Below are 25,253 nucleotides of genomic sequence, written 5' to 3' on the forward strand. Positions count from 1 at the left end.
GTCCGACTAACCAAGCATTGGATACCGCGCGACCAGATCCTCGCCTACAACCATCTCGTCAAACAAACGATGTGGGCAGGAGCTGAAGATGCAGATTTCAAAACATGTTCTTTCTCTCAAGGACCGGCCTGCAGCCTTCGAAAGCCCGGCGGGATCGATCATGCGCCTTGGTCGCGATCAACTGCCAATCCTCAAAGGCCTTTCAATACGCAGGCTGGTGCTCACGGCACACGCGATCAGGGAGCCTCACTGGCATGCGAATGCCAATGAACTAGGCTACTGTGTCCGCGGCCAGGCACTGGTGACTGTCGTCGGCAATCATGGCAGCCGCGATGTCTTTCTTATCGGCATTGGCGAAATGTTCTTCGTTCCGTCAGGCATGGTTCACGCAATTGAAAATACCGGTGAGACGGAGGCGGAGTTCATCCTTGCCTTTTCGAACGAGGATCCGGAAGATTTCAGCCTGTCTGGCGCCTTCGACGTGATGTCCGACGCCGTGCTGCTGAGCACATTCGAGTGGCAACCGCAAAAGCCGCCGAGTTTTGGCAGGCTGAACGCAAACACAGAGATATTCGACCTGCAGGCCCAGCCAGCCATTGAAAAGCAGGCGCTTCATCCAAACAGGCTCAAATTCCGTGTCGAGGAGTCAGCGCCGCACGTATCGTCGCCGGCGGGCTCTGCAAGGACCGCGCAGGCTCCGGCTTGGTCTGCTCTCGATGGTCTTTCGATGTTTTCTGTCCGCATCAGCGAGATTGGCCTGCGCGAACCGCACTGGCACCCCGAGACCGCCGAAATGGGCTATGTGCTCGAAGGGACCGGTCAGATGACAGTCCTTGATCCCGATGGAAGCGCTGACACTTATTCGATCCATCCGGGTGACGCCTATTTCGTGCCGCCGGCTTACCCGCATCACATCGAAAACGCCGGCAGTGGCACACTGCATATCCTGATTTTCTTCAGTCACAGCGCGCCACAAGATATCGGTTACCGAGCAGCGGCGGCCGGTTATTCACGCAATGTGATCGCTAGCCAGTTGGGCCTTTCCGAGCAAGCCCTCCTGCCTCTTCCTGTCGATATCGACGATCCGCTGATCATTGCACAGCTCTGAAACCCTGAAATCCAAACCCAAACCCAAACCCAATGGAGATTACCATGAACCGCACCCTCGCTGAAAAACATCGCAAGTCGCCTCTTGCAACACCGACTGCCCTTGGCACGAACGCAACCGCCGATATTTCCGGCGCGTTGACGGCGCTGCTGGCCGATGTCTTCGCGCTTTATCTCAAGACGAAGAATTTTCACTGGCATATGAGCGGTCCGCATTTCCGTGATTACCACCTGATGCTGGACGAGCAGGGCGAGCAGATCTTCGCCATGACGGATGACATTGCCGAGCGAGCCCGCAAGATCGGCGGCACCACACTTCGTTCGATCAGCCATATTTCCAGGTTGCAGCGGCTTCTCGACAACGACGCCGATTTCGTGACCCCGGCGGATATGCTGGCCGAGCTTCGCGACGATAACCTCACACTCGTCTCGCTGATGAAGGCGACACACAATCTTTGTGAAGACCATGGCGACATCGCAACCGCCAGCCTGATCGAAAACTGGGTGGATGAGGCAGAGCGCCGTGCCTGGTTCCTGTTCGAAAGCACCCGCGGCGCCGAATGAGCGCGCGAAATTTCGGAGAGGCCCATGATCAACGAACTTTCACTGTCCCGTCGGCAGGTCCTGTTGGCCGGCACCACGGTTTCTCTGGCCTTGGCCATGCCGGCGATGGCTTCCGAAAAGAAAATTTCCCGTAACCCAGAAGGAATTGCATCGATGACCACGAATTTCGTCACCACCAAAGACGGCGTAGAGATCTTCTTCAAGGACTGGGGTCCGAAGGATGCACAGCCGATCGTCTTCCACCATGGCTGGCCGCTGTCGTCAGACGACTGGGATGCCCAGATGCTGTTCTTCCTCAGCAAGGGATATCGTGTTGTGGCCCATGACCGCCGCGGCCATGGACGCTCCAGCCAGGTGAGCAATGGTCACGACATGGATCATTACGCTGCCGATGCCTCCGCCGTCGCCGAATATCTTGACCTGCGCAATGCCGTTCATATCGGTCACTCCACAGGCGGCGGCGAAGTCGCTCGGTACGTCGCACGGCATGGTCAGCCACAGGGACGCGTGGCAAAGGCAATCCTCGTCAGCGCCGTTCCGCCGCTGATGCTGAAAACCGCAGGCAATCCTGATGGCACGCCGATGGAAGTCTTCGATGGGTTCCGTAGCGCCCTGGCAGCCAATCGCGCGCAGTTCTTCCTCGATGTTGCGTCGGGCCCATTTTATGGTTTCAACCGGCCGGATGCGAAAGTTTCGCAGGGTGTGATCGACAATTGGTGGCGCCAGGGGATGATGGGCAGCGCCGTGGCGCACTATGAAGGTATCAAGGCGTTTTCGGAGACAGATCAGACCGAAGACTTGAAGGCGATTACCGTTCCCACGCTGGTGACCCAGGGTGATGACGACCAGGTCGTTCCCTACAAGGCCGCCGTGGAGCTTCAGGCCAAACTGATCAAGAACAGCACGATGAAGATCTACAAGGGCTTCCCGCACGGGATGCTGACCACGCATGCCGACGTGATCAATCCAGACCTGTTGGCCTTCATCAAGGCTTGATTGTTTCCCCATCCCAAGACGTATGTGGCGGCTCCCCAAAGGGCCGCCACTACAAATGCGGGGTCAGCGGGTTAGTCAGCAGCTCGTCGCGAAAGCTCGCGGGCCAGATCAAGAAACGCTTTCACTCCAGCCGACAGATTGCGGCGCCCGGGATAATACAGGCAGAGCCCCGGATACGGTGGTGTCCAGTCCTCCAGCACCCGGACAAGGCGCCCCGCTTTGATGTCGGGGAGCACTTCCTCTTCCATGGTATAGCCCAGGCCGGTACCTTCCAGCACCGAAGTCCTCACAAGGCCCGCTTCATCAAGTGTGATCGGGCCTCGCACATCGATTTGCACCGGCTCGTCGTCTTTTTCAAACCGCCATCGAAACAGTGAGCCGTCCGGCAAGCGAACGCGAATGCATCTGTGATTGAGAAGATCCGGAGGAACCACGGGTTTAGGATGTTGTGCGAAATAGTCCGGAGAACCAACAACAGCGTGTCGCTGGGGCCGGCCGAGCGAAACGGCAATCATGTCGCTGGGAACGAGACCTGCCACCCTGACGCCCAGATCAAAACCGTCATTGACGATATCAACCATTTTTCCTTCCGTGACCAGATCGACATTCATCTCGGGATAGCGACGCAGGAACTCAAGCACGAGCGGTGAGATGATGGCGCGTGCTGCAAACGGTGCCGCATTGATGCGTATCGTTCCAGACGGTGTCTCGCGTTGTGAGCGAACCGTTTCCAGAGCGGCATGAAGGTCCTGAAGCGAAGGCGCAACCTGCTGTACAAAGAGCCTGCCGGCATCTGTCAGCGAGACGCTGCGCGTGGTGCGATTGAACAATCGTACGCCGAGCCCCGCCTCAAGCCTGCCGATGGTGTGGCTGAGCGCAGTTGTGGACATACCGAGATCGATAGCCGCTGCGCGAAACGTCCCGCGCCTGGCGATCGCGATGACTGCTTCGAGTTCCCTAAGGTTTAACTGTTCCATTATCCCGATCTGTTCAACATCACGTGCATATTTATCCCACTTATCCATGCAATGGTAGAGCACTAACTTAGGGGCACCTCACAAGGAGAAATAAGATGGATATGCCCCAAGTTGTGAATATGTATTTTGACGCCGACACCCGCAACGATGCCGACGGGCTGTTGCAAACGCTTGATGTCGATGCGGTGGTCGAGGACGAGAATGCCCGCTATCAGGGCACTGCCGCCATCCGTCAATGGTGGGTGGCCGCCAAGAGTTCGGCTCAATACGTTGCCGAACCTGTGGAAACCACGGTTGACGGTGACAAGGTACTCGTGCGGGCGAGGGTGAGTGGCAAGTTTCCCGGTAGTCCGGTGATGCTAATCCATGCCTTCACGATCAAGGACGACAGGATCGTCAGGCTGGAGATCCGGTCATGATCGACTTTCTCAATCTGAAAGGCAAACGCGCACTCATTACGGCTGGAACCAAGGGTGCTGGCGCTGCGACCGTCAGCCTGTTTCGCGAACTAGGCGCAAAGGTGCTGACGACAGCGCGTGCCCGTCCGGAAAACATGCCGGAAGAATTGTTCGTCGATGCGGACCTGAGCACCGAAGAGGGATGTGAAATCGTCGCAGAGGCCACGCGGCGGCGCCTTGGCGGCGTCGATGTCATCGTCCATATGCTGGGTGGCTCCTCAGCATCGGGGGGCGGCTTTTCTGCCCTGTCGGAGGATGACTGGCACAAGGAAATGTCGCTTAACCTTTATCCGGCTGTCCGGCTGGATCGGCAACTGGTCCCGGATATGGTCGCCCGGGGAAGCGGCGTCGTCGTGCATGTGACATCCATCCAGAGAGTCCTGCCACTTCCGGAATCGACTACAGCCTATGCCGCAGCAAAAGCGGCACTTTCGACCTATAGCAAGGCGATGTCGAAGGAAGTGTCGCCCAAAGGTGTGCGTGTCGTTCGGGTTTCGCCGGGCTGGATCGAAACGGAAGCCTCCGTCCACCTTGCAGAGCGCCTGGCGAAGCAGGCCGGAACTGACCTTGAGGGTGGCAAGAAGATCATCATGGATGGACTGGGCGGCATTCCGCTCGGCCGCCCGGCAAAACCGGAAGAGGTCGCAAACCTGATCGCCTTCCTCGCTTCCGACCGTGCGGCTTCGATTACTGGTACCGAATACACAATTGATGGGGGGACGGTGCCGACAGCGTAGGTTCCGAGATGCGCCTGCAGATCAGGCGGGCGCGTCCCACCCGCCGATCTGTGAATAGATCGCGTCGCGGAGATGGCGGACGTCGTGGTTCAGATCGGCCAGCTCCTTTGGAGTTTGCATTGAAGCTGCAAGCAAGGTGTCGCTGAGGCAGCCCGCCCTGTGCTGCAATGCGCGGCCTTCCTCGGTCAAAGCGATGACCACCTGCCGCTCATTGCTGAGGTTTCTGGTCCTGCGCAACAAGCCGGCTGTCTCAAGGCGCTTCAAGAGCGGCGTCAGTGTGCTCGATTCCAATGCGAGGGCGTTTGCAATGGCGCCAACGGTTTGCTCATCTCCGCTCCAAAGCACGTTTAGCACGAGATATTGCGGGTACGTCAGCCCCAGCTCATCCAGAAGGGGCTTGTAAGCGCGCTGGATGGCAATGCCGGCAGTATAAATTGCGTAGCACAGCTGGTCGTGCAAAGGCGGTGGATTGTTGTGACGTATGGTCATTCTAGGCTCCTTCACACATACATATAGCCAATCATATGGCAAAAATAAATATCGCGATAAGAATTATCTTGACGGAAGGGTCAGCATCTGTCAGCTTATGTGTATCGCGATAACAGTTATCGCAAAACAAAAAGGAAGAAGCCATGACACGCAAGTCCGCAACCGCCCTTTCTGCAATTGCCACCGCCGCATTGTCTGCCGCACTGCCGGCAAACGCTGCCGACACCATTTCCCAGAACCAGTCCGTAAAAAACGTCGTGCTTGTCCATGGCGCTTTTGCTGACGGCTCTGGCTGGAAGGGTGTCTACGACAATCTCACAAAGCGTGGTTACCGCGTGACCATCGTCCAGAATCCCCTGACCTCTCTGGCGGACGACGTTGCCGCCACAAAGCGTGCTCTCGAGCGGCAGGACGGTCCGGTCATTCTGGTCGGACATTCCTGGGGCGGCACGGTCATTACAGAAGCGGGCGTTGATGAAAAGGTTGCTGGCCTCGTCTATGTCTCTGCGCTCTCACCAGATGCCGGCGAAACGACAGCCCAGCAATATCAGGGGTTTGCTCCCGCATCGGAATTCGTCATCGAAACCACGAAGGATGGTTTTGGATATGTCAGCCCGGCAAAGTTCAAGGCTGGTTTTGCTCATGACGTTAGCGATGCCGATGTTGCGTTCATGAGGGACGCTCAGGTCCCGATCAACATGTCGGCGTTCGGCACGAAGCTCGAACATGCTGCCTGGCGCACCAAGCCCAGCTGGGCTGTGATCGCTACCGAGGACAAGGCATTCGACCAGGCAATGCTGATCCATATGGCCGAACGCATCAAAGCCAAGATCACCAAGGTCTCAGCAAGCCACGCCCTGTTCATGACGCAGCCGACGGTCGTCGCTGATACCATCGATGCTGCCGCCAAGGCCGTCTCGGCAAAGCAGAAATGATAGATTCCGCGTTATCGGGACAATCCGCACTGTCCCGATAACGACCGGAACGTATTATTTCGAATTTCACAACAAACTATGAATTATTAGTTCAATTGTTGTGCCCGCGACTTGGTAGCAATATCCACGCATCAGACGAGCAACGGCGTCGCCTGAAACACGAAACCATACATTTGCAGGACGTGAGATGACCCAGAACGACTTTTCCATAACGCGCCGTGGCGCACTGCTTTCAGTTGGTGCAGCCGCAGCGGCGATGGCCATTTCACCCGTATTCACCTTCGCAGCAAACGCTGCCCCCACCAACACATCAATCGAAGGAAACAAGACCATGGGTACTATCACCACCAAGGACGGCGTCGAAATATTCTACAAGGATTGGGGCTCCAAGGATGCTCAGCCCATCGTATTTCATCACGGCTGGCCGTTATCGTCTGACGACTGGGATGCCCAGATGCTGTTCTTCCTCGCCAACGGTTACCGGGTCGTTGCCCATGATCGCCGTGGCCACGGACGCTCTGCCCAGGTCTCCGAAGGGCATGATATGGACCACTATGCCGCCGACGCTTTCGCTGTCGTCGAAGCGCTGGACCTGAAAAATGCCGTGCATATCGGCCATTCCACCGGCGGTGGCGAAGTGGCGCGCTATGTGGCGAAGTTTGGTCAGCCGGCCGGTCGTGTCGCCAAGGCCGTTCTGGTATCGGCAGTCCCGCCACTGATGCTGAAGACCGCAGCCAATCCAGAAGGCCTGCCGATCGACGTGTTCGACGGCTTCCGTTCGGCGCTGGCGGCCAATCGGGCGCAATTCTTCCGCGACGTCCCGGCCGGCCCGTTCTACGGTTTTAACCGCGATGGCGCCAAGGTTCAGGAAGGCGTAATCCAGAATTGGTGGCGCCAGGGCATGATGGGCGGTGCAAAGGCGCACTATGATGGCATCAAGGCCTTCTCCGAAACCGACCAGACGGAAGATCTGAAGGCAATCACGGTGCCGACGCTCGTTCTCCACGGCGAAGACGATCAGATCGTTCCAATCGCGGATTCTGCACTGAAGTCCGCCAAGCTGCTGAAGAATGGTTCGCTGAAGACCTATCCCGGCTTCTCGCATGGCATGCTGACCGTGAATGCCGATGTGCTGAACGCCGATCTTCTGGCATTCATTCGATCCTGACGATAAGAGGTGGCCGTGGCGGAACCTGCCACGGCCACTGATGCAATCCTTGCCGTACTACCGATCGAGACGACGATGCAGTTGACGCCCGAGCTTGTAGCCCTGACCATCAGAGACGTCCGTGACGACGGCCCGGAGCCGGGCTGGACGCCGTTATCTGAAACAGAACTTGACGCTCTGGTTGCCGCTATCGAGCGTGAAGCCGATAGCGATCCGATCTGGGTGTTTGCATACGGTTCCCTCATCTGGAATCCTGAGTTCAAGCCAGCCGGCAGGCGACGTGCCACCGCCCATGGCTGGCATCGTTCGTTTTCCCTGAAAATCGAGCGCTGGCGGGCAACGAGCGCGCAGCCAGGTCTGATGATGGCGCTTGAGCGTGGTGGACAGTGCGACGGCGTCATCCTGCAACTCTCGTCCGAGCGGCGGCGTGACGACCTTCGAGCTCTCGTCGCCCGCGAAATCAGGTATCGGGAAGTCATCGACATGGTGCGCTGGGTAAAGGTCAAAACGCCTGACGGCATCCAGAAGGCTCTGACATTCTGGGCGAGCACAAAGCGCGCGGGTCTGACGGCGCCGCTACCGGTGGAAACGACCGCAAAACTGATCGCCAGCGCCTGCGGAGAGGGCGGTTCCTGCGCCCAGTATCTGCACAACACGATCGTCGATCTTCAGGCAGAGGGCATTCGCGATCGAAACCTCTGGCAGTTACAGGCGCGGGTCGCGGCCGAGATCTCCGCACAGCAAGGACGCTGTGGCGGGACAGTCCGGGATATCAATCAAGCATGACCATCTGCGCCGCAACCTGCTCCTCGAAGAATTTGGAGAAGGATGCAATGCGGGGAGGCAGAGCCTGATAGGGCGGGTAGTAGAGGGTCAACCACAGATCGGGTGGAGCCCAGCCCTTGAAGACGTGCACGAGGCGCCCACTCTTGAGGTGTTCCGAGACATGAAAGTTCGGCAGCATGGCAACGCCTGCTCCATCTGCGGCCATGTCGGCCAGAACCTCACCATTATTGGCGCTGAAGGCGCGCCCTGCCGATATCGTCATGCTCGAGCCGCCGTCCGAGAGCACCCAGTTCTCTCGCCGGCTTTCGCCGCTATAGGCGAGGCAATCGTCTGGCGTCAGCTCGTTCGGATGCTGCATCTCGACAAACCGGCTTCCCGGTGCCGCAACCAGAATGCGCGGCACGACGCGGATTTTCCTCCATATCGTGAACTTGTCCGATGGCTGAGACGAGATGCGGATCGCCAGATCGTAGTCATCATCAACGATATTCACCAGTCCGTCGGACAGTGATATCTCGAAGCCCATCTTCGGGTACCGCTCTTTGAAGCCGGAGAGGATCGGTGGGAGCACCGCCTTGCCAAACCACGTCGGCGCACTGATCCTGAGACGCCCTTCGTCGGCTTTGTGAGCGTTCATCACGTCGCGGCGCGCTTCTTCAAGCGTCTTCACCGCCGGCTGAATCTGGGCGGCGAAGATCGCACCGTCTGTTGTCAGCGACACTTGCCGGGTCGTACGGACAAACAGCTGAACGCCGAGTTCGGCTTCAAGTGCCGCAATAGCCCTTGTGACTGCAGCCGGCGTCATGTCGAGTTCGCGGGCAACCTGGGCGAAATTTCGCTTTTCGGCCGCAAGGAGGAAGGTTCGCAGAGCTTTGTAATCGTTCATTGGGATTGTTTCAAAAAGAGCAACGCAGTCGAAATTAATATTGCAATTCTCTGGTGTGATCAATCGGTCTAGATATTCGTCAACAGCCAAACACTAACGGCGACATTGAAAGGCAAGGACATGATCAAGGATATCAAGGGACTGCATCACGTAACCTCAATGGCTTCGGATGCGCGTCAGAACAATCGCTTCTTCACCGACACACTGGGCCTGCGTCGCGTCAAGCAGACCGTTAACTTCGACGACCCGAACGTCTACCACCTTTATTATGGTGACGAGAACGGCTCTGCCGGCACTGTCATGACCTACTTCCCTTTCCCGAACATGATGCTGGGTCGTCCCGGTGTTGGTGAGGTCGGGGAAACCCAGTTCTCCGTGCCAAAGGGCGCATTGAAATTCTGGCAGGATCGGTTTACCGCACACGGTGTCGATGGCTTGAAAACTGACACCGTCTTTGGCGCCAACAGACTTCAATTCATGGGTCCGGACGGCGACAGTCTGGCGCTGATTGAATCTGCCGATGACAACCGCGCGCCGTGGCTGGCGGACGGCATTCCGGGCGATGCAGCTATCCGCGGTTTTGCCGGCGCCCGGTTCAGCCTGCACGATACTGCCGCGACAGAAGAGCTTCTGGGTTTCATGGGGTATCAACGCGCCGAGAAGGAAGGTGACGTGACCCGCTTTATCATTCCCAATGGAAACGGCGCCGATACGATTGATGTCGCAGCACTGCCGAAAACGTCGTTTGCCCGTCAGGGCGCCGGCTCGGTTCACCATATCGCCTTTGCCGTCGAAAACCGCGAAAAGCAACTCGAAGTTCGCAAGGCACTGATGGACACCGGTTATCAGGTTACGCCCGTCATTGACCGCGATTATTTCTGGGCAATCTACTTCCGCACACCAGGCGGCGTGTTGTTCGAGATTGCCACGAACGAGCCGGGGTTTGACCGGGACGAGGACACGGCACATCTGGGCGAGGCGCTTAAGTTGCCGAGCCGGTATGAAGCGTTCCGTGACCAGATCCAGGCAAATCTCGAGCCGCTGACTGCCTAACAACCCCCGCTCACTGGTGTCTGTGGCAACTGATCGGGCTTCTATGGAGAAATGCCAATGGATCAATTGGGAGCAATCAGAGCCTTTGTTCGCGTCGTCGAGGCCGGATCCTTTGCAAAGGCTGCCAGCACGATGGGTGCGCCACGGTCCACCGTGAGCAAGCTTGTTCAGGATCTTGAGGCCAGCTTGAGCCTCAAATTGTTGGAACGAACGACACGTTCACTCACGGTGACACCCGAGGGCGTTGCTTATTACGAGCGCGCCCTCCGGCTGATCGCCGATTTCGATGAAATGAACAACGAGGCGACCCGCGGGCGCCTTGCCACCAGGGGAAAACTTCGTGTTGACGTAGGAGGGACCTTCGCCAATACGATTCTGATCCCTCGGTTGCCAGAGTTTTACGCGCTCTATCCAGAGATCGAGTTGCACCTTGGTGTGACAGAACGTCAGGCCGACATCGTTGAAGAGGGAATAGATTGCGTCATTCGTGCCGGAGATCTGCCCAGCGCATCTCTTGTTGCGAAGAAACTATGCAGCGTCGAGATAGTAACCTGCGCCACCCCGGCGTACCTCGAAAAATACGGCGTGCCAGCTTCGCCATCGGATCTGCAGCGTGATCATGTTTTCGTTCAGTACTTTTTCGCGCGCAGCCTGAAGGCCGCACCAGTGCGATTGATGAATGGTGACGAGAAAATAGAAATCTACAGCCCGATCAAGCTCTCCACCAGTGATGCGACTGCGCATTTGCATGGAATATTGGCGGGGCTGGGTATTGGACAGACATTTGAATTCTTGGCACGCGCCCATATCGCTCGCGGCGCACTGGTCCCCATCCTGCAAGATTGGGCGCCACCACGTTATCCTGTTCACATAGTTAGGCCAGCGGGCCGGTTTCCGAGCGTGAAGTATCGGGTATTTGCAGACTGGGTTGCGGGCGTGTTTTCTGCCTACGATGAGGGCATCGCCACGTCCTGATAGCTTTATCCATATCCATGGATAGTTACTCCACAACGGCGGGCTTCTCCACGTTCTCCTTTGACGATATCCCACGGCTGATGTGAGCCCGTGGCTCTATCCCGAATGGGAGTATGCTTTGACAGGCTTGGCTCCTTGGTCGCACGAACCCACCTGCAATTTGGAATAACGGTTGTTCAGATCAAGTATAAGGCGACGTGATCGCGATATGGGGCGTCAATGCCAACGGTGACCCGCCATCTTGTCGCGTCAATACTCAACGGCAGACTGCCAAGGATTACGCGGCTCACACACCGCGCAACCGTTGTTCACTGGCAGTGCCGCGCAGAGCAAATTCAGCCAAATCGCTTTCCACCGAGCAGCGAAACCAAGGATGCTGCAGAGGTCTTCAAGGCCGACTCTGCGCATCAAATTTCCTTCAGAAGTTTTCGGAACGCGTGGCCGCGTATCGCTGCCCCGTGCGAAGTCCGCAGCTCAGCCGAATCGAGAGATTATTATTGCGATAAAAGCAATTCATTCCCAATTAATATTGCAATTCTACGGGGTCGCAAGTCGCGCTACCTTTTCTTTCAGCAGCCGAGGCAGCAAGCGAAAGAAAGCATCGGTTTCAACCTCCCGACGGTCTTGGAAGCTGTGTCCCAGGGCACGGCATCCGTCCGAAAGGTCCTGCTCATTTCATCACCGGCCGCATTCGCGGTCCAAAACAACCGAAGAGGAATTGACATGTCCAAGCTTGAAGTTCTTACCCCCGCCAACAGCCAGCTCATTTTCATCGATCAGCAGCCGCAGATGGCATTCGGCGTTCAGTCTATCGACCGCCAGACCCTGAAGAACAACGTCGTTGGCTTGGCCAAGGCTGCTAAGATTTTCAACGTGCCAACCACGATTACCACGGTTGAGACCGAGAGCTTCTCCGGCAACACCTTCCCCGAACTTTTGGCCGTCTATCCGCAGAATGACATCCTTGAACGCACCTCGATGAACTCCTGGGATGATCAGAACGTACGCGATGCGCTGGCAAAGAATGCTGCAAACGGCCGCAAGAAGATTGTTGTCTCCGGTCTGTGGACCGAAGTCTGCAACACGACCTTTGCACTCTCTGCTTTGCATGACGTTCCGGAGTACGAAATCTACATGGTCGCCGACGCTTCCGGCGGCACCTCTTCCGATGCGCACAAATATGCAATGGACCGCATGGTGCAGGCTGGCGTCATACCCGTCACCTGGCAGCAGGTCTTGCTCGAATGGCAGCGCGACTGGGCTCGCAAGGAAACCTACGATGCGGTCACCACACTGGTGAAGGAGCATTCCGGCGCTTACGGCATGGGCATCGATTACGCGGTCACTCACGTCCACGGCGGTGCCGAACGCGTCAGCCATGGCAAGCGCATCGGCCCGAACCCCGCGAAGTAAGCCAGATCAACCGCTCCGGTGACGCATCGGAGCGGTTGTCCGTTTTAACGAGGATGACTCTCATGAAAATCTATCTTCTGTCTCTTGGCGCGGGTCTGCTGGTCGGCATCGTCTACAGCCTGCTCAACGTGCGTTCGCCTGCTCCGCCGGTTATCGCGCTTGTCGGCCTGCTCGGCATTCTCGTCGGTGAGCAGATCATCCCGCTCGCCAAATCGCTCTGGAGCAAGGAGCCGGCAGCGGTTTCCTGGCTCCAGCAGGTGAAGCCGCACATGTTCGGTCACATGCCGAAGGGCGGAAATTCTCCGGAGATTGCCCATCGTTCGCAAACCAATTTGGAGGAGCGGAGCTGATGACGACGCGCCGAACCTTCCTTGGAGCGGCCTCGAGCCTGGCGTTTTCGAACCTCTTCTCAAAGGCCAATGCCGCCGATCCCAACCAGACCGGAATAGATACCATGCACCCAGACCTGATCCTCCATAACGGTCGTTTCACGACCCTTGACCGCACCAATCCAAACGCGACCGCGGTCGCCATCAAGGATGGACTGTTTCTTGAAGTCGGTTCAGACAGCGAGGTCATGTCCCTTGCTGGTTCCAACACCAGGATCGTCGATCTCAAGGGCAAGCGCGTTCTGCCCGGCCTCATCGATAACCACACCCACGTTGTGCGTGGCGGGTTAAACTACAATATGGAATTGCGCTGGGACGGCGTGCGCTCGCTGGCAGATGCAATGGACATGCTCAAGCGCCAGGTGGCGATAACGCCAGCCCCGCAATGGGTGCGTGTTGTCGGCGGGTTCACCGAACACCAGTTTGCGGAGAAGCGTCTGCCGACGATCGAGGAGATCAACGCGGTCGCGCCAGATACCCCAGTATTTCTGCTGCACCTCTATGACCGCGCGCTCTTGAACGGTGCTGCACTGCGCGCCGTCGGTTACACCCGCGATACGCCCAATCCACCCGGTGGCGAAATCACCCGTGATGCCAACGGCAATCCGACTGGTCTGTTGCTGGCCAAGCCTAATGCCGGCATTCTCTATTCCACCCTTGCCAAGGGACCCAAACTGCCTCTCGACTATCAGGTCAACTCCACCCGCCATTTCATGCGTGAGCTCAATCGTCTTGGCGTAACGGGTGTGATTGATGCAGGCGGTGGCTTCCAGAACTACCCTGATGACTACGAGGTCATTCAAAAACTCTCTGACGAGAACCAGATGACGGTGCGTCTGGCCTATAATCTCTTTACCCAGAAGCCCAAGGAAGAAAAGCAAGACTTTCTCAACTGGACGTCTTCGGTCAAATACAAGCAGGGCAACGACTATTTCCGTCACAACGGTGCCGGCGAAATGCTGGTCTTCTCCGCGGCGGACTTCGAGGACTTTCGCCAGCCACGTCCGGAAATGGCGCCGGAAATGGAAGGCGAACTCGAAGAAGTGGTGCGCGTTCTGGCCGAGAACCGTTGGCCATGGCGCATGCACGCCACGTATGACGAGACAATCTCCCGTTCGCTTGATGTCTTCGAGAAGGTCAACAAGGACATTCCGCTTGAAGGTTTGAACTGGTTCTTCGACCATGCCGAAACCATCTCGGACCGGTCCATCGACCGCATTGCGGCCCTTGGTGGCGGCATCGCAACCCAGCATCGCATGGCCTATCAGGGCGAATATTTTGTCGAGCGATATGGCCAAGGCGTTGCCGAAGCGACCCCACCGATCCGAAAGATGCTCGACAAGGGCGTCAACGTTTCTGCCGGCACGGATGCGACCCGCGTCGCCTCCTACAATCCCTGGGTCTCGCTGTCCTGGATGGTGACCGGCAAGACGGTTGGTGGCATGCAACTCTATCCGCGCGCCAACTGCCTTGATCGCGAGACGGCTCTGCGGATGTGGACTGAAAAAGTCACATGGTTTTCGAATGAAGAAGGAAAGAAAGGCCGTATCGAGAAAGGCCAGTTCGCCGACCTTGTCGTTCCCGACAAGGACTTCTTCTCCTGCGCCGAAGACGAGATCTCGTTCCTGGTATCGGAGCTGACCATGGTTGGCGGCAAAATCGTCTATGGAGCGGGTGACTTCAAAACGCTCGACGAGAACGACGTGCCGCCTGCAATGCCCGACTGGTCTCCAGTCCGCAAGTTCGGCGGATATGCGGCATGGGGCGAGCCGGAAGGTGCTGGCGCGCGGTCTCTAAGGCGCACGGCTATCTCGACCTGTGGCTGCGCCAGCGATTGCGGCGTGCATGGTCACGACCATGCGGGAGCCTGGACCTCGAAACTTCCGATCGCCGACCTCAAGGGTTTCTTCGGCGCTCTTGGCTGCTCTTGCTGGGCAGTCTGATCGTGCCCTCGCTTGGGCGACTTCTGTTCGTCCAAGCGATCCGACCCTATAATTGCAATATTGGCAATTAAATCGAAACTATTGCTGCAATTGTTGGCAGAGCGATCACCGGCCAATATCGCTCCATCAAACGCGGCCGCTCGATCACGTCAGCGACCAAAAAGGAGCAGGATATGACCTACCAATCCCCTATATCGAATTCGGCCTTGAGCGGACTTGCACGCGTCGTCGGCTCTCCCATTACGAGAACTGTATCGCTGCTTGCTCTCTGCGCTGCCTACATCCAGGGTCCACTCACCAAGATTTTCGATTTCAATGGCGCGCTTGCTGAGATGAATCATTTCGGTCTGCGCCCTGCTGCTCTCTTTGCCGTCGTCGTCATCGTGTTCGAGCTTACGGCCTCCGCGATGGTGGTCTCGGGCTTCCTGCGCTGGGCAGGCGCGCTCGCACTTGCAGGCTTTACGCTTCTCGCAACGTTCATTGCTCTTCGCTTCTGGGAAATGGCGCCCGGCATGGACCGCATGATGGCAACGAACGCCTTCTTCGAACACGTCGGTCTGGCCGGTGCATTCATCTTCGTTGCAGCGGCCGACCTTGCAAAGGGAGCGGGTAAATGAGCGCCGCGAAAACATCCGGGGGCACTTTTGCTCCTCTCGCACAGCCCGTCTTCGCGGTCCTGTGGATTGCAACGGTTCTCGGCAATACCGGAAGCTTCATGCGCGATGTCGCAAGCTCATGGCTGATGACGGACCTCTCGGCATCGCCTGCTGCAGTCGCCATGGTTCAGGCGGCCGGAACATTGCCGATCTTCCTGCTTGCCATTCCGGCAGGCGTTCTCACCGACATTCTGGATCGCCGCAAGTTCCTGATTGCGGTCCAGCTCCTGCTGGCCTCCGTAAGTATCTCGCTGATGGTCCTCTCGCAGACAGGCATGCTTTCCGTGAGCGCACTGATCGGCCTGACCTTCCTCGGCGGCGTTGGTGCCGCATTGATGGGCCCGACCTGGCAGGCGATTGTTCCTGAACTGGTGAAACGCGAGGACGTGAAGAGCGCTGTCGCTCTCAACTCCCTCGGCATCAATATCGCTCGTTCCATCGGCCCAGCTGCTGGCGGTTTGCTTCTGGCAGCGTTCGGGGCGGGGATCACCTATGGCGCAGACGTTGCAAGCTACATCTTCGTTATCGCGGCTCTGGTGTGGTGGCCACGTGCCAAAAACGCCAACGACGCTCTACAAGAGAACTTCTTCGGCGCGTTCAGGGCTGGCCTACGTTACACTCGCTCAAGCCGCCCCCTGCATGTCGTCCTTCTTCGTGCCGCCATCTTCTTCGCATTCGCCAGTGCCGTCTGGGCACTTCTTCCGCTGGTTGCCCGTCAACTGCTGGGTGGTGATGCCAGCTTCTACGGTATTCTGCTTGGTGCGGTCGGCGCCGGTGCGATCGGTGGAGCATTGGTCATGCCGAGGCTACGCGAACGCCTGAGCTCGGATGGTCTGCTTCTTGGCGCAGCGGTGATCACCGCAGTTGTCATGGGTGTCCTTTCGCTCGCCCCGCCGAAGATCGTCGCCATTATCGCTCTTCTGTTCCTCGGTGGTGCTTGGATCACCGCCCTTACGACCCTGAACGGCGCAGCCCAGGCTGTTCTGCCCAATTGGGTGCGTGGGCGTGGCCTCGCTGTCTATCTGACCGTATTCAACGGAGCCATGACGGCGGGCAGCCTCGGCTGGGGTGCTGTGGGCGAAGCCGTTGGAATTCAGACGACATTGCTTATCGGTGCAGCTGGCTTGCTCGTTGCAGGGTTCATCATGCACCGCGTAACGCTCCCGGCTGGTGACGCCGACATGGTGCCGTCCAACCACTGGCCGGAACCGCTGGTCGCCGAGCCTGTTGCTCATGACCGTGGTCCTGTCCTGATCCTCATCGAGTACAAGGTCGAGAAACAGCATCGTTCAGCCTTCCTGCGTGCTCTCGACCACCTGTCTCAAGAACGCCGCCGCGATGGTGCCTATGGGTGGGGTGTGACGGAAGATTCCGCCGATCCGGAAAAGATCGTCGAGTGGTTCATGGTGGAATCCTGGGCTGAGCACCTCCGCCAGCACAAGCGGGTTTCCAACGCCGATGCAGACGTGCAGGGAAAGGTTCTGACCTACCATGTTGGTCCGGACAAACCCGTCGTTCGTCACTTCCTGACGATCAATCGGCCAGGGGCGGCGTAAATATTCCATAAAAAGGGCGGCTCTGGCCGCCCTTTTTTTATGCCATTTGACGCAGGAAACTTGGAGCCGACTAAACTTTTCTCATTCATCCGTTGTCGTGATAAGGTACCAGATGGATGTCGGCCATCATGCAAGCGGCATCTCAAAACACGAGCGCTATCGCGCCAATCGATTTGGTTTTCTCGCCCATCCTCCCCGCCAGAAAAGCCTGACCAAACGGCGCATATACGGATCGATTAACCGGCTCCTGCTGCATTCGAAGCGAAAAAGCCGCAATCCAGCTTTACAACTGTCTGAAAGACGTGGAGGAGCGTGGCACCGTGAAACATCCTATCCCAGCGCTGTTTGTATGTATGGCGTCGCTCGTCGCCTCAACCGCCCCCGTTTTCGCAAATTGCTTTTCTCTGGTTGGGCGGCCTGAATGGCCGCTCATTGCAGGGGCAGTTTCCTCAGCACAGGTTTGTGAGCAGCTCCCAGCCGGGCCCAACCAAACTCGCAGTTTCCGCGTGCAATCCGCAGAACTTTGCCGTGGCGTGGATAAAAACTCCACTCTCAGAGCTACGGCCATAGTTACTTGCGAAAGCCCTCCCGACGCGCTTTTCGAGATGCCACCGATGCAGTCGGAGATTGCGGTGATCGTTTCAGTCAACGAAAGAGCATGCAAAATCACCGATGCTCAAATTCAGATCGGCGGTGAGCTGGGAAGCCTGCTGCCCGGCACGGTGGATGCCAGCGAACTCGCGAGGCGCTGGACGGGGTCGCAATTGTCGCAACTCTGCCAGATGCGTTAGTTTTATGAGCGCGTGGTCTACTCCATCTCTCGAAAGACGGCCTGGGTGACAGTGGGCGGCTGACGGTGGCTGCCCCATGGATCGCGTATGCCGATTTATGAGCCTCGCTAATAAGTGTTAGCGAAAAGGCGCATCTAATCATCTTCTTTTGCTTCCCTATGTTGAGATATGGCGTTTCTCCGAGTGCGCCAGGCCATCAACAACGAATGGAGCTGGAGATGAGAGATCACTCACATTTGGAACTTTCGCGGCGGGACTTACTTGTTTCCTCGGCGGCGGCAATTGCTGTCACGGGAGTTGCGGCAAAAGGAGCCGCAGCACAGTCCTCGGGGGAAGAAATGAATTTCAAGACAAGTGTTTCCTTCAAAGTGAACGGCGAGATGCATGATCTCGAACTCGACAATCGCACGAGCTTGCTCGACGCCTTGCGCGAGCACCTTCATCTAACCGGCACAAAGAAAGGCTGCGATCACGGACAGTGCGGCGCTTGTACCGTGATGGTGGATGGACGCCGGATCAATTCGTGCCTGACGTTGGCTGTGATGCACGACGGTGACGAGGTCACCACCATCGAGGGCCTCGGACAGCCTGGAAACCTGCACCCCATGCAAGCCGCGTTCATCAAACACGACGGTTTTCAGTGTGGTTACTGTACTCCCGGACAAATCTGTTCCTCCGTGGCGGTCTTGGAGGAAATTAAGTCGAATATCCCAAGCCACGCCACTGCAGACATTTCCGCAAAGGTGGAAGTCACCGCGGCAGAAGTTCGGGAACGAATGAGCGGAAACATCTGTCGATGCGGCGCCTACTCGAACATTCTCGATGCAATTGCCGAAGTCGGGGGGATCGAAGCATGAGAGCCTTCACATACGAGCGAGCCACAACGGCTCAGGCGGCAGCGAAAGCGGCAGCAGCCAATCCGGAAGCCAAATTCATCGCCGGCGGGACAAATATCCTGGACTTGATGAAGCTGGAGATCGAGCACCCGGCGCATCTCATCGACATCAACGGAGTTGGTCTCGACAAGATCGAAACCACCTCTGATGGCGGTCTGCGCATAGGGGCTCTGGTCCGCAATACCGATCTGGCAAGCGACGAGACTGTCCGTCGCGACTATGGTTTGCTTACCCGCGCCCTGGTCGCCGGGGCGTCTGGTCAACTGCGAAACAAGGCCACCACCGCGGGCAATCTCCTACAGCGCACGCGCTGTCCGTATTTCTATGACACCAACCAACCGTGCAACAAGCGGCAGCCGGGAAGCGGATGTTCGGCCCTTGGCGGTTTTTCGCGACAGCATGCAGTCGTTGGAAGCAGCGAATCCTGTATCGCCACTCATCCCAGCGACATGGCTGTTGCGATGAGGGCGCTCGACGCAACCGTCGAAACGGTCAATGGCGACGGCCGTAGCCGCGCAATCCCGATCGCAGACTTTCACAGGCTTCCCGGCGATACCCCACACATCGAGACGGTCCTGGAGCCGGGCGAGTTCATAACTGCGGTCACGCTGCCGAAGCCAATTGGGGGCAAGCATATCTATCGCAAGGTGCGCGATCGGGCCTCCTACGCGTTTGCGCTCGTATCCGTCGCTGCGGTGATCCAGCCGGATGGCACCGGCCGCGTGGCTGTCGGTGGCGTCGCTCACAAACCCTGGCGAACAGGCTCAGGTGACCGGGAGCTGAAGAGCGGTGCAAAAGCCGCAAGCGCGGCACTTCTCGGCGACGCTCGCCCGACGGAGCAAAATCGCTTCAAGATAACCCTCGTGGAACGAACGATCGGTGCGGTGATCGCAGAGGCAAGGGGATAACGACCATGAAATTCGACACACCTGCAATCAACAATCCCATCGACCGGATGAAAGTCGTCGGTCAGCCTATCCCACGCATTGACGGCCAAGAGAAAACGACGGGCCGAGCAATGTATGCCTACGAATGGCACGATCCGAATATTCCTTACGCCTACGGGTATCCGGTCGGTGCCGCGATTGCGAAGGGCCGTATCCGGTCGATATCGACCGACGCCGCAAAGCGGTCCCCCGGCGTTTTGACGGTTGTCACCACCTTGGACGTGGGCAAGCGCGAGAAGGGTAAATTCAACACAGCCAATCTTTTTGGTGGCGATGAAGTCCAGCACTATCACCAGGCGGTGGCAGTGGTCGTCGCAGAAACCTTCGAGCAGGCGCGCGCCGCAGCTTCGCTTGTGACAGTAGAATATGAAACTGCGCCCGGGAGCTTCGATCTCAAGAAGGCCAAGGACAGTGCGGTCAAGCCCGACGAGAAGCAGCAGCCCGACACGGCAGTCGGTGACTTCGAGGGAGCCTTCAAGAGCGCACCGGTCACTCTCGACGAAAGTTATACCACTCCAGATCAGTCACATTCCATGATGGAGCCCCATGCGTCCATCGCTGCGTGGCATGGCGATAAACTGACCGTTTGGACGTCCAGCCAGATGATTGATTGGTGGCGATCCGATCTGGCGACTACACTTGGTATCGACAAGGACAATATCCATTTGATGTCGCCATTCATAGGCGGGGGTTTCGGGGGTAAGCTTTTCTTGCGGGCCGACGCGGTGCTCGCTGCCTTTGCAGCAAAGGCTACTGGACGTCCGGTCAAGGTTGCGCTTCCCCGTCCGTTCATAGCCAACAACACGACGCATCGGCCGGCGACGATCCAGCGTATTCGCATTGGAGCGACACAGGACGGCAAAATCACCGCGATTGCTCACGAAAGCTGGTCGGGTGACCAGCCTGGGGGCCAGCTGGAAACGGCTGTCAATCAGACACGACTGCTCTACGCGGGTGAGAACCGGATGACTGCCATGAGACTGGCCACGCTTCACTTGCCCGAAGGCAATGCGATGCGGGCGCCCGGCGAAGCGCCGGGGTTGATGGCCCTCGAGATCGCCATAGACGAGATAGCCGAAAAGGTGGGCGTCGATCCGGTCGAGTTTCGGATACTCAACGACACTCAGGTCGATCCTGAGAAGCCCGAGCGCGCTTTTACCCAAAGGAACCTGGTCGGCTGTCTCAAGCTCGGGGCGGAACGGTTTGGCTGGAACCAGCGCGGCAAGCCGGGTTCCCGACGAGAAGGAAACTGGCTTATCGGATCGGGTGTTGCAGCCGCTTTGCGAAACAATCTTCTCCTCCCATCCGCAGCAAGGGTTCGGCTCGGCGTGGACGGTATTGCAACGGTTGAAACCGATATGACCGATATCGGGACCGGCAGCTATACCATCATCGCACAAACAGCAGCTGAGATGTTGGGCCTGCCGGTCGATCGAGTAGCCGTTCAGCTGGGCGATTCCCGCTTTCCGGTTTCGGCGGGGTCGGGCGGGCAGTTCGGCGCGAACTGTTCTACCTCCGGCGTCTACGCAGCCTGCGTGAAGCTTCGTGAGGCGGTGGCGCAGAAACTCGGCTTTAACACTGATGACGTCGTGTTCGAGAACGGACAGGTTCGATCTGGAAACCGTTCGGTAGCGCTTACGGAGGCGGCTGCGCCAAACGGCCTTGTTGGCGAGGATGGAATGGAATGGGGCGATCTTTCCGAAGCCCATCAACAGTCAACGTTCGGTGCCCACTTCGTGGAAGTCGGCGTTGACGTGGCCACGGGTGAAACGCGCATTCGACGCATGCTGGCCGTCTGTGCGGCCGGACGGATCCTGAACCCGATAACAGCGCGCAGCCAGGTGATTGGTGCCATGACAATGGGTGTGGGTGGAGCGCTGTCAGAGGAGTTGGCGGTCGATACGAAGCAAGGCTTCTTCGTCAACCACGATCTGGCTGGCTACGAAGTTCCGGTGCATGCCGACATTCCCCATCAGGAAGTGATTTTCATGGACGAAGCAGACCCCATGTCGTCGCCGATGAAGGCCAAGGGCGTTGGCGAGCTTGGTCTCTGCGGGGTTTCTGCAGCTGTCGCCAACGCAATCTACAATGCCACCGGGGTGAGGGTGCGTCACTATCCTGTGACGCTCGACAAGATCATAGGCGGGCTGCCGGATGTTGCATGACGAAATCGCCGCCCTCACGGATATCTGTCCTCAGGAGGATATCCAAGCTGCGACAAAGCCGACGCCGGTCAGGTCGTTGCTCACCGATGATACGGAAGAAATATTTGGCTTTGCGATAAGGGAGCTTGCAAAGGGGAGGGTGGCACTTGCCACCCTTGTCGAAATTCGCGGGGGAGCGGCGCGCGCGCTTGGCTCCCATGTCGCCGTTGCGGCCGATGGTCGTTTTTGTGGTTATGTGTCTGGGGGCTGCATTGAGGCGGCTGTCGCTTCCGAGGCGCTCGACGCAATGGGCGAGAACAGAGATAGGGAGGTGAAGTTCGGATTAGGCTCCCCCTTTTTCGACATTTCCCTGCCGTGCGGTGGTGGGATTACAGTGTCGATCCACGTGCTGCAAAATACCGAGATGTTGAGCGGCGTTCTTGAACAGCTTCATCAGCGCCGGACCACGGGCCTGTGCTACACGAGGCAGACCCAACAGCTCGAGATCGTCGAACCGCCATCGCGGGCCGGTTGCGCCGACGACCGCTTTTTCACGGTCTATCGGCCGCGCACGCGTGTCGTGATTTCCGGTCAAAGTATAGAGGCCGAGAGGGTCGCTGATATAGCCCAATCCTCCGGCTACGAGGTGGTGGCCTGCACAGCGAACGAAAAAGTTGTGCCCGATATCGATCAGTACACCGCTGTTGTTCTTCTCCATCACGACCTTGATGCGGAGCAGGCCGTTCTGCAAGCCGCGTTACGGTCACCCGCATTCTACATCGGCGCCTTGGGGAGCACCCGTACACACCGTAGACGGGTCGATTTCCTTGTCAGCTCCGGTTTCTCCCGGGCAGATACTGATCGGATAAGGGCACCGATCGGACTTTTCGGGCCAACCCGCGATGCGAACTCCCTTGCCCTGTCCATCCTTGCCGACATCGCGGCGAGCCGCTTGTCCCTTTATGCGTGAGGTTCGGTGTGGAAGCGGCAGGAGATAGACGAGTGTCAGTTGCCGTGGTTGTCCTGGCCGCTGGACGATCGAGCAGGATGGCGGGTGCCGGGCACAAGCTTCTTGCGCGTTTTCGGGAAACCAGCCTCGTTCGTCGGGCCGCATTGGCAGCTATTGGGGCCGGCAGTCGTTCTGTGGTTGTTGTGACCGGATACCGAAGCTCGGACGTCGAGGCCGAAATTGCAGGGCTCGACGTGATCATCGCGAGAAATTCCAACTTCAGTGACGGAATGGCAAGCTCGATCGTGCTCGGCGTCCAGCGCGCCGCGTTGCAAGCTCCCGACGGGATTATGATCATGCTTGCGGATATGCCGTTGCTTGAACCTGCGGATATTGACGCACTCATCGGCGCTTTTGCGGAGAGAAACGGAAAGGCGATTATTCGCGCGGTGTGCGAAGGAAATCCGGGAAACCCGGTTGTCTTTCCTCGCGCCGCATTCCCGCAGCTCATGGCGCTTATAGGCGACAGCGGCGCGCGCAAGATAATCACCCAATCTGGTCTCGACGTCATCGACATAGAGATTGGCGAAAGCGCCAAGGTGGACATAGACAACACAGAGCAGCTCGTTGCTTTAGGTGGCCATCCAGAAATCGACTGATCATCGAAACCTCATGTGTGCAGAGGCGTGGATCGCATTTTTACATCGACACCCCTTTTTATTGTCCATCACCGAACATTTGTCGTGCTTAACGCGTTCCTTCAGTTGCGGCACAATGATGTGCCCATGGAGGTGGTCATGACCAAATTCGCGCTTTACGTTCCGCTCGAGGCAATGCCCGGCAAAGAACAGGAGGTCGCCGAGTTTCTGCGATCAGCCTTACCGCTGGTCAATGCAGAGCCCGGCACGATTTCCTGGTATGCGATACAGGGAGGCCCAACTTCGTTTGCAATCTTCGATAAGTTCGACGATGAGGACGGTAGGGATGCGCACTTAAATGGCCAAGTCGCTGCAGCCTTGATGGCGAAGGCAGAGGCAGGGGACCTGTTCGCCAAGCCGCCGCAGATACACATGCTGTCTATCCTCGCCGAAAAGCGTTCATAGCCCAGACTATTCGGACCTCATAATGTCGAACAGATGGGCTCAGATCGGCAACAAAATGAGATAATATCTCGTTCACCAATGGCTGGCGGCTGGGATTGCGGTAGCAATCATAAAAGCATCCATTAGTGGTCGGCAGTTCGAACAAAGTCAGCGCGTGCAGAGTTCTTCCGTCGCTTCGAGCTAATACCTTTGACTTTGACGGACCTTCAGCATTGTGCAACCGTCGCCACATAGACCGGCGTCGGCGCGTAGATCCTCGTCGAGAGCTTTGAGTCATTTGTGCAGGGAAAGATACTCTCATGCGGATCGTGATCTTCGTTCCAAAGGACGTGCATTCTCTGGAGCTTGCAGGGCTAATGGACGTGTTTGCCGAAGCAAATGCCCGTGTTGAAAAGTTATTCTACGAAGTTGCTGTCTTGGCAGGGCACGAGGGGACGATCCGCTGTGCATCGGGGCTAAAAATCCTGACCGACTGCGCTTTCGATGCGTACCTTGGTAGCCCCGATACATTGCTTGTAGCCGGCAGCGTCGGAGTTCCGCAAAGTCCGGGCGGGCGTGTTGTCGACTGGATTGTTAAAATCGCGGCTCAGGCGCGGCGCTATGGCTCCGTCTGCACAGGGGCATTCGTGCTTGGCGAGGCAGGTCTACTGAAAGACCGGCGTGTTACGACGCACTGGCAGTTCGCGTCACTGTTGGCCGAGCGCTTCCCCGAGACGCGGGTGGAAAGCGACCGGGTTTTTGTCCGTGATGGCGCGATGATCACGTCGGCCGGTTCCAGCGCGGCTATAGATCTCGGCCTTTCCCTCGTCGAGGAGGACTTGGGCCGGGAGATTGCGCTCTACGTTGCTCGCCGACTCGTCGTGTTTCTGAAGCGACCAGGCGATCAGTCGCAGTTCAGCGTGCATCTGGCGGCACAGGCTATCGACCGCAGCCGTCTACACAACGTCCAGCAATATGTTCTGAACCATCCGGCGGCTGACCTCTCTGTCAGCGCCTTGGCGAAGATCGCGGCCATGAGTGTGCGGAACTTTACGCGTGTTTTTTCGCAGGAGGTCGGTATATCGCCATCAGACTATGTCGACCGGACCCGTATCGACGTTGCGCGCTTCCTTTTGGAGGGGAGCCGCCTGCCAATCGCTTTGGTGGCAGCGAGAAGTGGTTTTGGATCGACACGCGCGATGCGCCGTGCCTTTGTTTCGCACGCTGGAGTGACGCCGTCCGACTACCGTGATCGCTTTCGGACGTCCGGCGATGGCGCGAGAATCAGTTTGTCCGAAAACGGCTGACGCTTGTCTTGGAACCGCCTCGGCTGCGGGTTGCCCCGCCCGTGTTCGC

The 25,253-nt window shown here is 57.8% G+C and carries 27 protein-coding genes and 1 pseudogene; 24 read left to right on the top strand and 4 right to left on the bottom strand.

Annotated features, from left to right (window positions below):
- The first annotated feature begins 88 nt into the window (after positions 1–88).
- Genes J5276_RS21455 through J5276_RS21465 form a run of 3 tightly spaced genes read left to right on the top strand, consistent with a single transcriptional unit; the run spans position 89 to position 2,667 of the window.
- Positions 89–1,108 carry a cupin domain-containing protein gene (locus tag J5276_RS21455; protein ID WP_174012253.1) on the top strand — a complete coding sequence of 340 codons (1,020 nt, stop codon included), beginning with the start codon at positions 89–91 and terminating at the stop codon, positions 1,106–1,108.
- Positions 1,109–1,152: 44 nt separating this feature from the next.
- Positions 1,153–1,671 carry a Dps family protein gene (locus J5276_RS21460; RefSeq protein WP_003519251.1) on the top strand — a complete coding sequence of 173 codons (519 nt, stop codon included), beginning with the start codon at positions 1,153–1,155 and terminating at the stop codon, positions 1,669–1,671.
- Between the two features lie 24 nt (positions 1,672–1,695).
- Positions 1,696–2,667, top strand: coding sequence for an alpha/beta fold hydrolase (locus J5276_RS21465; RefSeq protein WP_003519249.1), 972 nt, complete (start codon positions 1,696–1,698; stop codon positions 2,665–2,667).
- Between the two features lie 71 nt (positions 2,668–2,738).
- Here J5276_RS21465 and J5276_RS21470 read toward each other — a convergent pair whose 3' ends face one another.
- Positions 2,739–3,692, bottom strand: coding sequence for a LysR family transcriptional regulator (locus J5276_RS21470; RefSeq protein WP_025595167.1), 954 nt, complete (start codon positions 3,690–3,692; stop codon positions 2,739–2,741).
- Between the two features lie 47 nt (positions 3,693–3,739).
- On the opposite strand from J5276_RS21470, the gene J5276_RS21475 reads away from it, so the two are divergent.
- Both J5276_RS21475 and J5276_RS21480 read left to right on the top strand, forming a co-directional pair.
- Entirely contained in the window at positions 3,740–4,063 is a 324-nt protein-coding gene (locus J5276_RS21475) for a nuclear transport factor 2 family protein (protein WP_003519246.1), read from the top strand.
- A complete protein-coding gene (locus tag J5276_RS21480; protein ID WP_013762165.1) occupies positions 4,060–4,839 on the top strand; it encodes an SDR family oxidoreductase in 780 nt (259 codons plus the stop codon). Before J5276_RS21475 ends, J5276_RS21480 begins: the two co-directional genes overlap by 4 nt.
- Positions 4,840–4,860: 21 nt before the next feature.
- Here J5276_RS21480 and J5276_RS21485 read toward each other — a convergent pair whose 3' ends face one another.
- Positions 4,861–5,328, bottom strand: coding sequence for a MarR family winged helix-turn-helix transcriptional regulator (locus J5276_RS21485; RefSeq protein WP_003519242.1), 468 nt, complete (start codon positions 5,326–5,328; stop codon positions 4,861–4,863).
- 143 nt (positions 5,329–5,471) lie between these two features.
- On the opposite strand from J5276_RS21485, the gene J5276_RS21490 reads away from it, so the two are divergent.
- The 3 genes and pseudogenes from J5276_RS21490 to J5276_RS21500 all read left to right on the top strand — a co-directional run.
- Positions 5,472–6,263, top strand: coding sequence for an alpha/beta fold hydrolase (locus J5276_RS21490; protein ID WP_003519240.1), 792 nt, complete (start codon positions 5,472–5,474; stop codon positions 6,261–6,263).
- Positions 6,264–6,450: 187 nt separating this feature from the next.
- The gene (locus J5276_RS21495) at positions 6,451–7,431 is read left to right on the top strand and encodes an alpha/beta fold hydrolase (protein WP_174012255.1); all 981 of its coding nucleotides are present in this window, start codon (positions 6,451–6,453) and stop codon (positions 7,429–7,431) included.
- 75 nt (positions 7,432–7,506) lie between these two features.
- Positions 7,507–8,142 (top strand): annotated as a pseudogene (locus J5276_RS21500) (gamma-glutamylcyclotransferase); the annotation flags it as partial.
- Here J5276_RS21500 and J5276_RS30800 read toward each other — a convergent pair.
- Positions 8,100–8,207, bottom strand: a complete 108-nt coding sequence (locus J5276_RS30800; protein ID WP_370647637.1) for a hypothetical protein — start codon at positions 8,205–8,207, stop codon at positions 8,100–8,102. The pseudogene J5276_RS21500 and the gene J5276_RS30800 sit on opposite strands and share 43 nt — an antisense overlap.
- On the bottom strand, positions 8,204–9,103 hold the full coding sequence (locus J5276_RS21505) for a LysR family transcriptional regulator (protein ID WP_003519235.1): 900 nt from the start codon (positions 9,101–9,103) through the stop codon (positions 8,204–8,206). Before J5276_RS21505 ends, J5276_RS30800 begins: the two co-directional genes overlap by 4 nt.
- 120 nt (positions 9,104–9,223) lie before the next feature.
- Here J5276_RS21505 and J5276_RS21510 point away from each other — a divergent pair, with 120 nt between their 5' ends.
- The 16 genes from J5276_RS21510 (at position 9,224) to J5276_RS21585 (ending at position 25,204) form a co-directional block, all read left to right on the top strand.
- Entirely contained in the window at positions 9,224–10,156 is a 933-nt protein-coding gene (locus J5276_RS21510; RefSeq protein WP_003519234.1) for a VOC family protein, read from the top strand.
- Positions 10,157–10,213: 57 nt separating this feature from the next.
- Positions 10,214–11,131 carry a LysR family transcriptional regulator gene (locus J5276_RS21515; protein WP_003519232.1) on the top strand — a complete coding sequence of 306 codons (918 nt, stop codon included), beginning with the start codon at positions 10,214–10,216 and terminating at the stop codon, positions 11,129–11,131.
- Positions 11,132–11,854: 723 nt separating this feature from the next.
- Positions 11,855–12,544 (top strand): hydrolase, encoded by a 690-nt coding sequence (locus J5276_RS21520; protein WP_013762171.1) that lies wholly within the window; start codon positions 11,855–11,857, stop codon positions 12,542–12,544.
- A 62-nt stretch (positions 12,545–12,606) separates the two neighbouring features.
- Positions 12,607–12,894, top strand: coding sequence for a XapX domain-containing protein (locus J5276_RS21525; RefSeq protein WP_003519470.1), 288 nt, complete (start codon positions 12,607–12,609; stop codon positions 12,892–12,894).
- On the top strand, positions 12,894–14,876 hold the full coding sequence (locus J5276_RS21530) for an amidohydrolase (protein ID WP_013762172.1): 1,983 nt from the start codon (positions 12,894–12,896) through the stop codon (positions 14,874–14,876). The genes J5276_RS21525 and J5276_RS21530 overlap by 1 nt, the downstream gene beginning before the upstream one ends.
- A 173-nt stretch (positions 14,877–15,049) precedes the next feature.
- Entirely contained in the window at positions 15,050–15,493 is a 444-nt protein-coding gene (locus J5276_RS21535) for a DoxX family protein (protein WP_003519413.1), read from the top strand.
- Positions 15,490–17,088 (top strand): MFS transporter, encoded by a 1,599-nt coding sequence (locus J5276_RS21540; RefSeq protein WP_174012259.1) that lies wholly within the window; start codon positions 15,490–15,492, stop codon positions 17,086–17,088. Before J5276_RS21535 ends, J5276_RS21540 begins: the two co-directional genes overlap by 4 nt.
- Positions 17,089–17,200: 112 nt before the next feature.
- A complete protein-coding gene (locus tag J5276_RS21545; protein WP_141566664.1) occupies positions 17,201–17,509 on the top strand; it encodes a hypothetical protein in 309 nt (102 codons plus the stop codon).
- 193 nt (positions 17,510–17,702) lie between these two features.
- Positions 17,703–17,879 carry a hypothetical protein gene (locus J5276_RS21550; RefSeq protein WP_003518350.1) on the top strand — a complete coding sequence of 59 codons (177 nt, stop codon included), beginning with the start codon at positions 17,703–17,705 and terminating at the stop codon, positions 17,877–17,879.
- A gap of 218 nt (positions 17,880–18,097) precedes the next feature.
- Entirely contained in the window at positions 18,098–18,736 is a 639-nt protein-coding gene (paoA, locus tag J5276_RS21555; protein ID WP_003518348.1) for an aldehyde dehydrogenase iron-sulfur subunit PaoA, read from the top strand.
- A complete protein-coding gene (locus J5276_RS21560) occupies positions 18,733–19,683 on the top strand; it encodes a xanthine dehydrogenase family protein subunit M (RefSeq protein WP_003518347.1) in 951 nt (316 codons plus the stop codon). The genes paoA and J5276_RS21560 overlap by 4 nt, the downstream gene beginning before the upstream one ends.
- Before the next feature lie 5 nt (positions 19,684–19,688).
- Positions 19,689–21,887: an aldehyde oxidoreductase molybdenum-binding subunit PaoC gene (paoC, locus tag J5276_RS21565; protein WP_003518345.1), complete on the top strand. Its 2,199-nt coding sequence runs from the start codon at positions 19,689–19,691 to the stop codon at positions 21,885–21,887.
- Positions 21,877–22,836, top strand: a complete 960-nt coding sequence (locus J5276_RS21570; RefSeq protein ID WP_003518342.1) for an XdhC family protein — start codon at positions 21,877–21,879, stop codon at positions 22,834–22,836. Before paoC ends, J5276_RS21570 begins: the two co-directional genes overlap by 11 nt.
- A gap of 32 nt (positions 22,837–22,868) precedes the next feature.
- Complete coding sequence (locus tag J5276_RS21575; protein WP_233284964.1) at positions 22,869–23,474, top strand: NTP transferase domain-containing protein; 606 nt, start codon at positions 22,869–22,871, stop codon at positions 23,472–23,474.
- 138 nt (positions 23,475–23,612) lie between these two features.
- A complete protein-coding gene (locus J5276_RS21580) occupies positions 23,613–23,918 on the top strand; it encodes a putative quinol monooxygenase (RefSeq protein ID WP_174012261.1) in 306 nt (101 codons plus the stop codon).
- Between the two features lie 299 nt (positions 23,919–24,217).
- The gene (locus tag J5276_RS21585) at positions 24,218–25,204 is read left to right on the top strand and encodes a GlxA family transcriptional regulator (protein ID WP_003518336.1); all 987 of its coding nucleotides are present in this window, start codon (positions 24,218–24,220) and stop codon (positions 25,202–25,204) included.
- Positions 25,205–25,253 lie beyond the last annotated feature (49 nt).

Source organism: Agrobacterium sp. S7/73 (assembly GCF_019355535.1).
Taxonomy (GTDB): domain Bacteria; phylum Pseudomonadota; class Alphaproteobacteria; order Rhizobiales; family Rhizobiaceae; genus Agrobacterium; species Agrobacterium tumefaciens.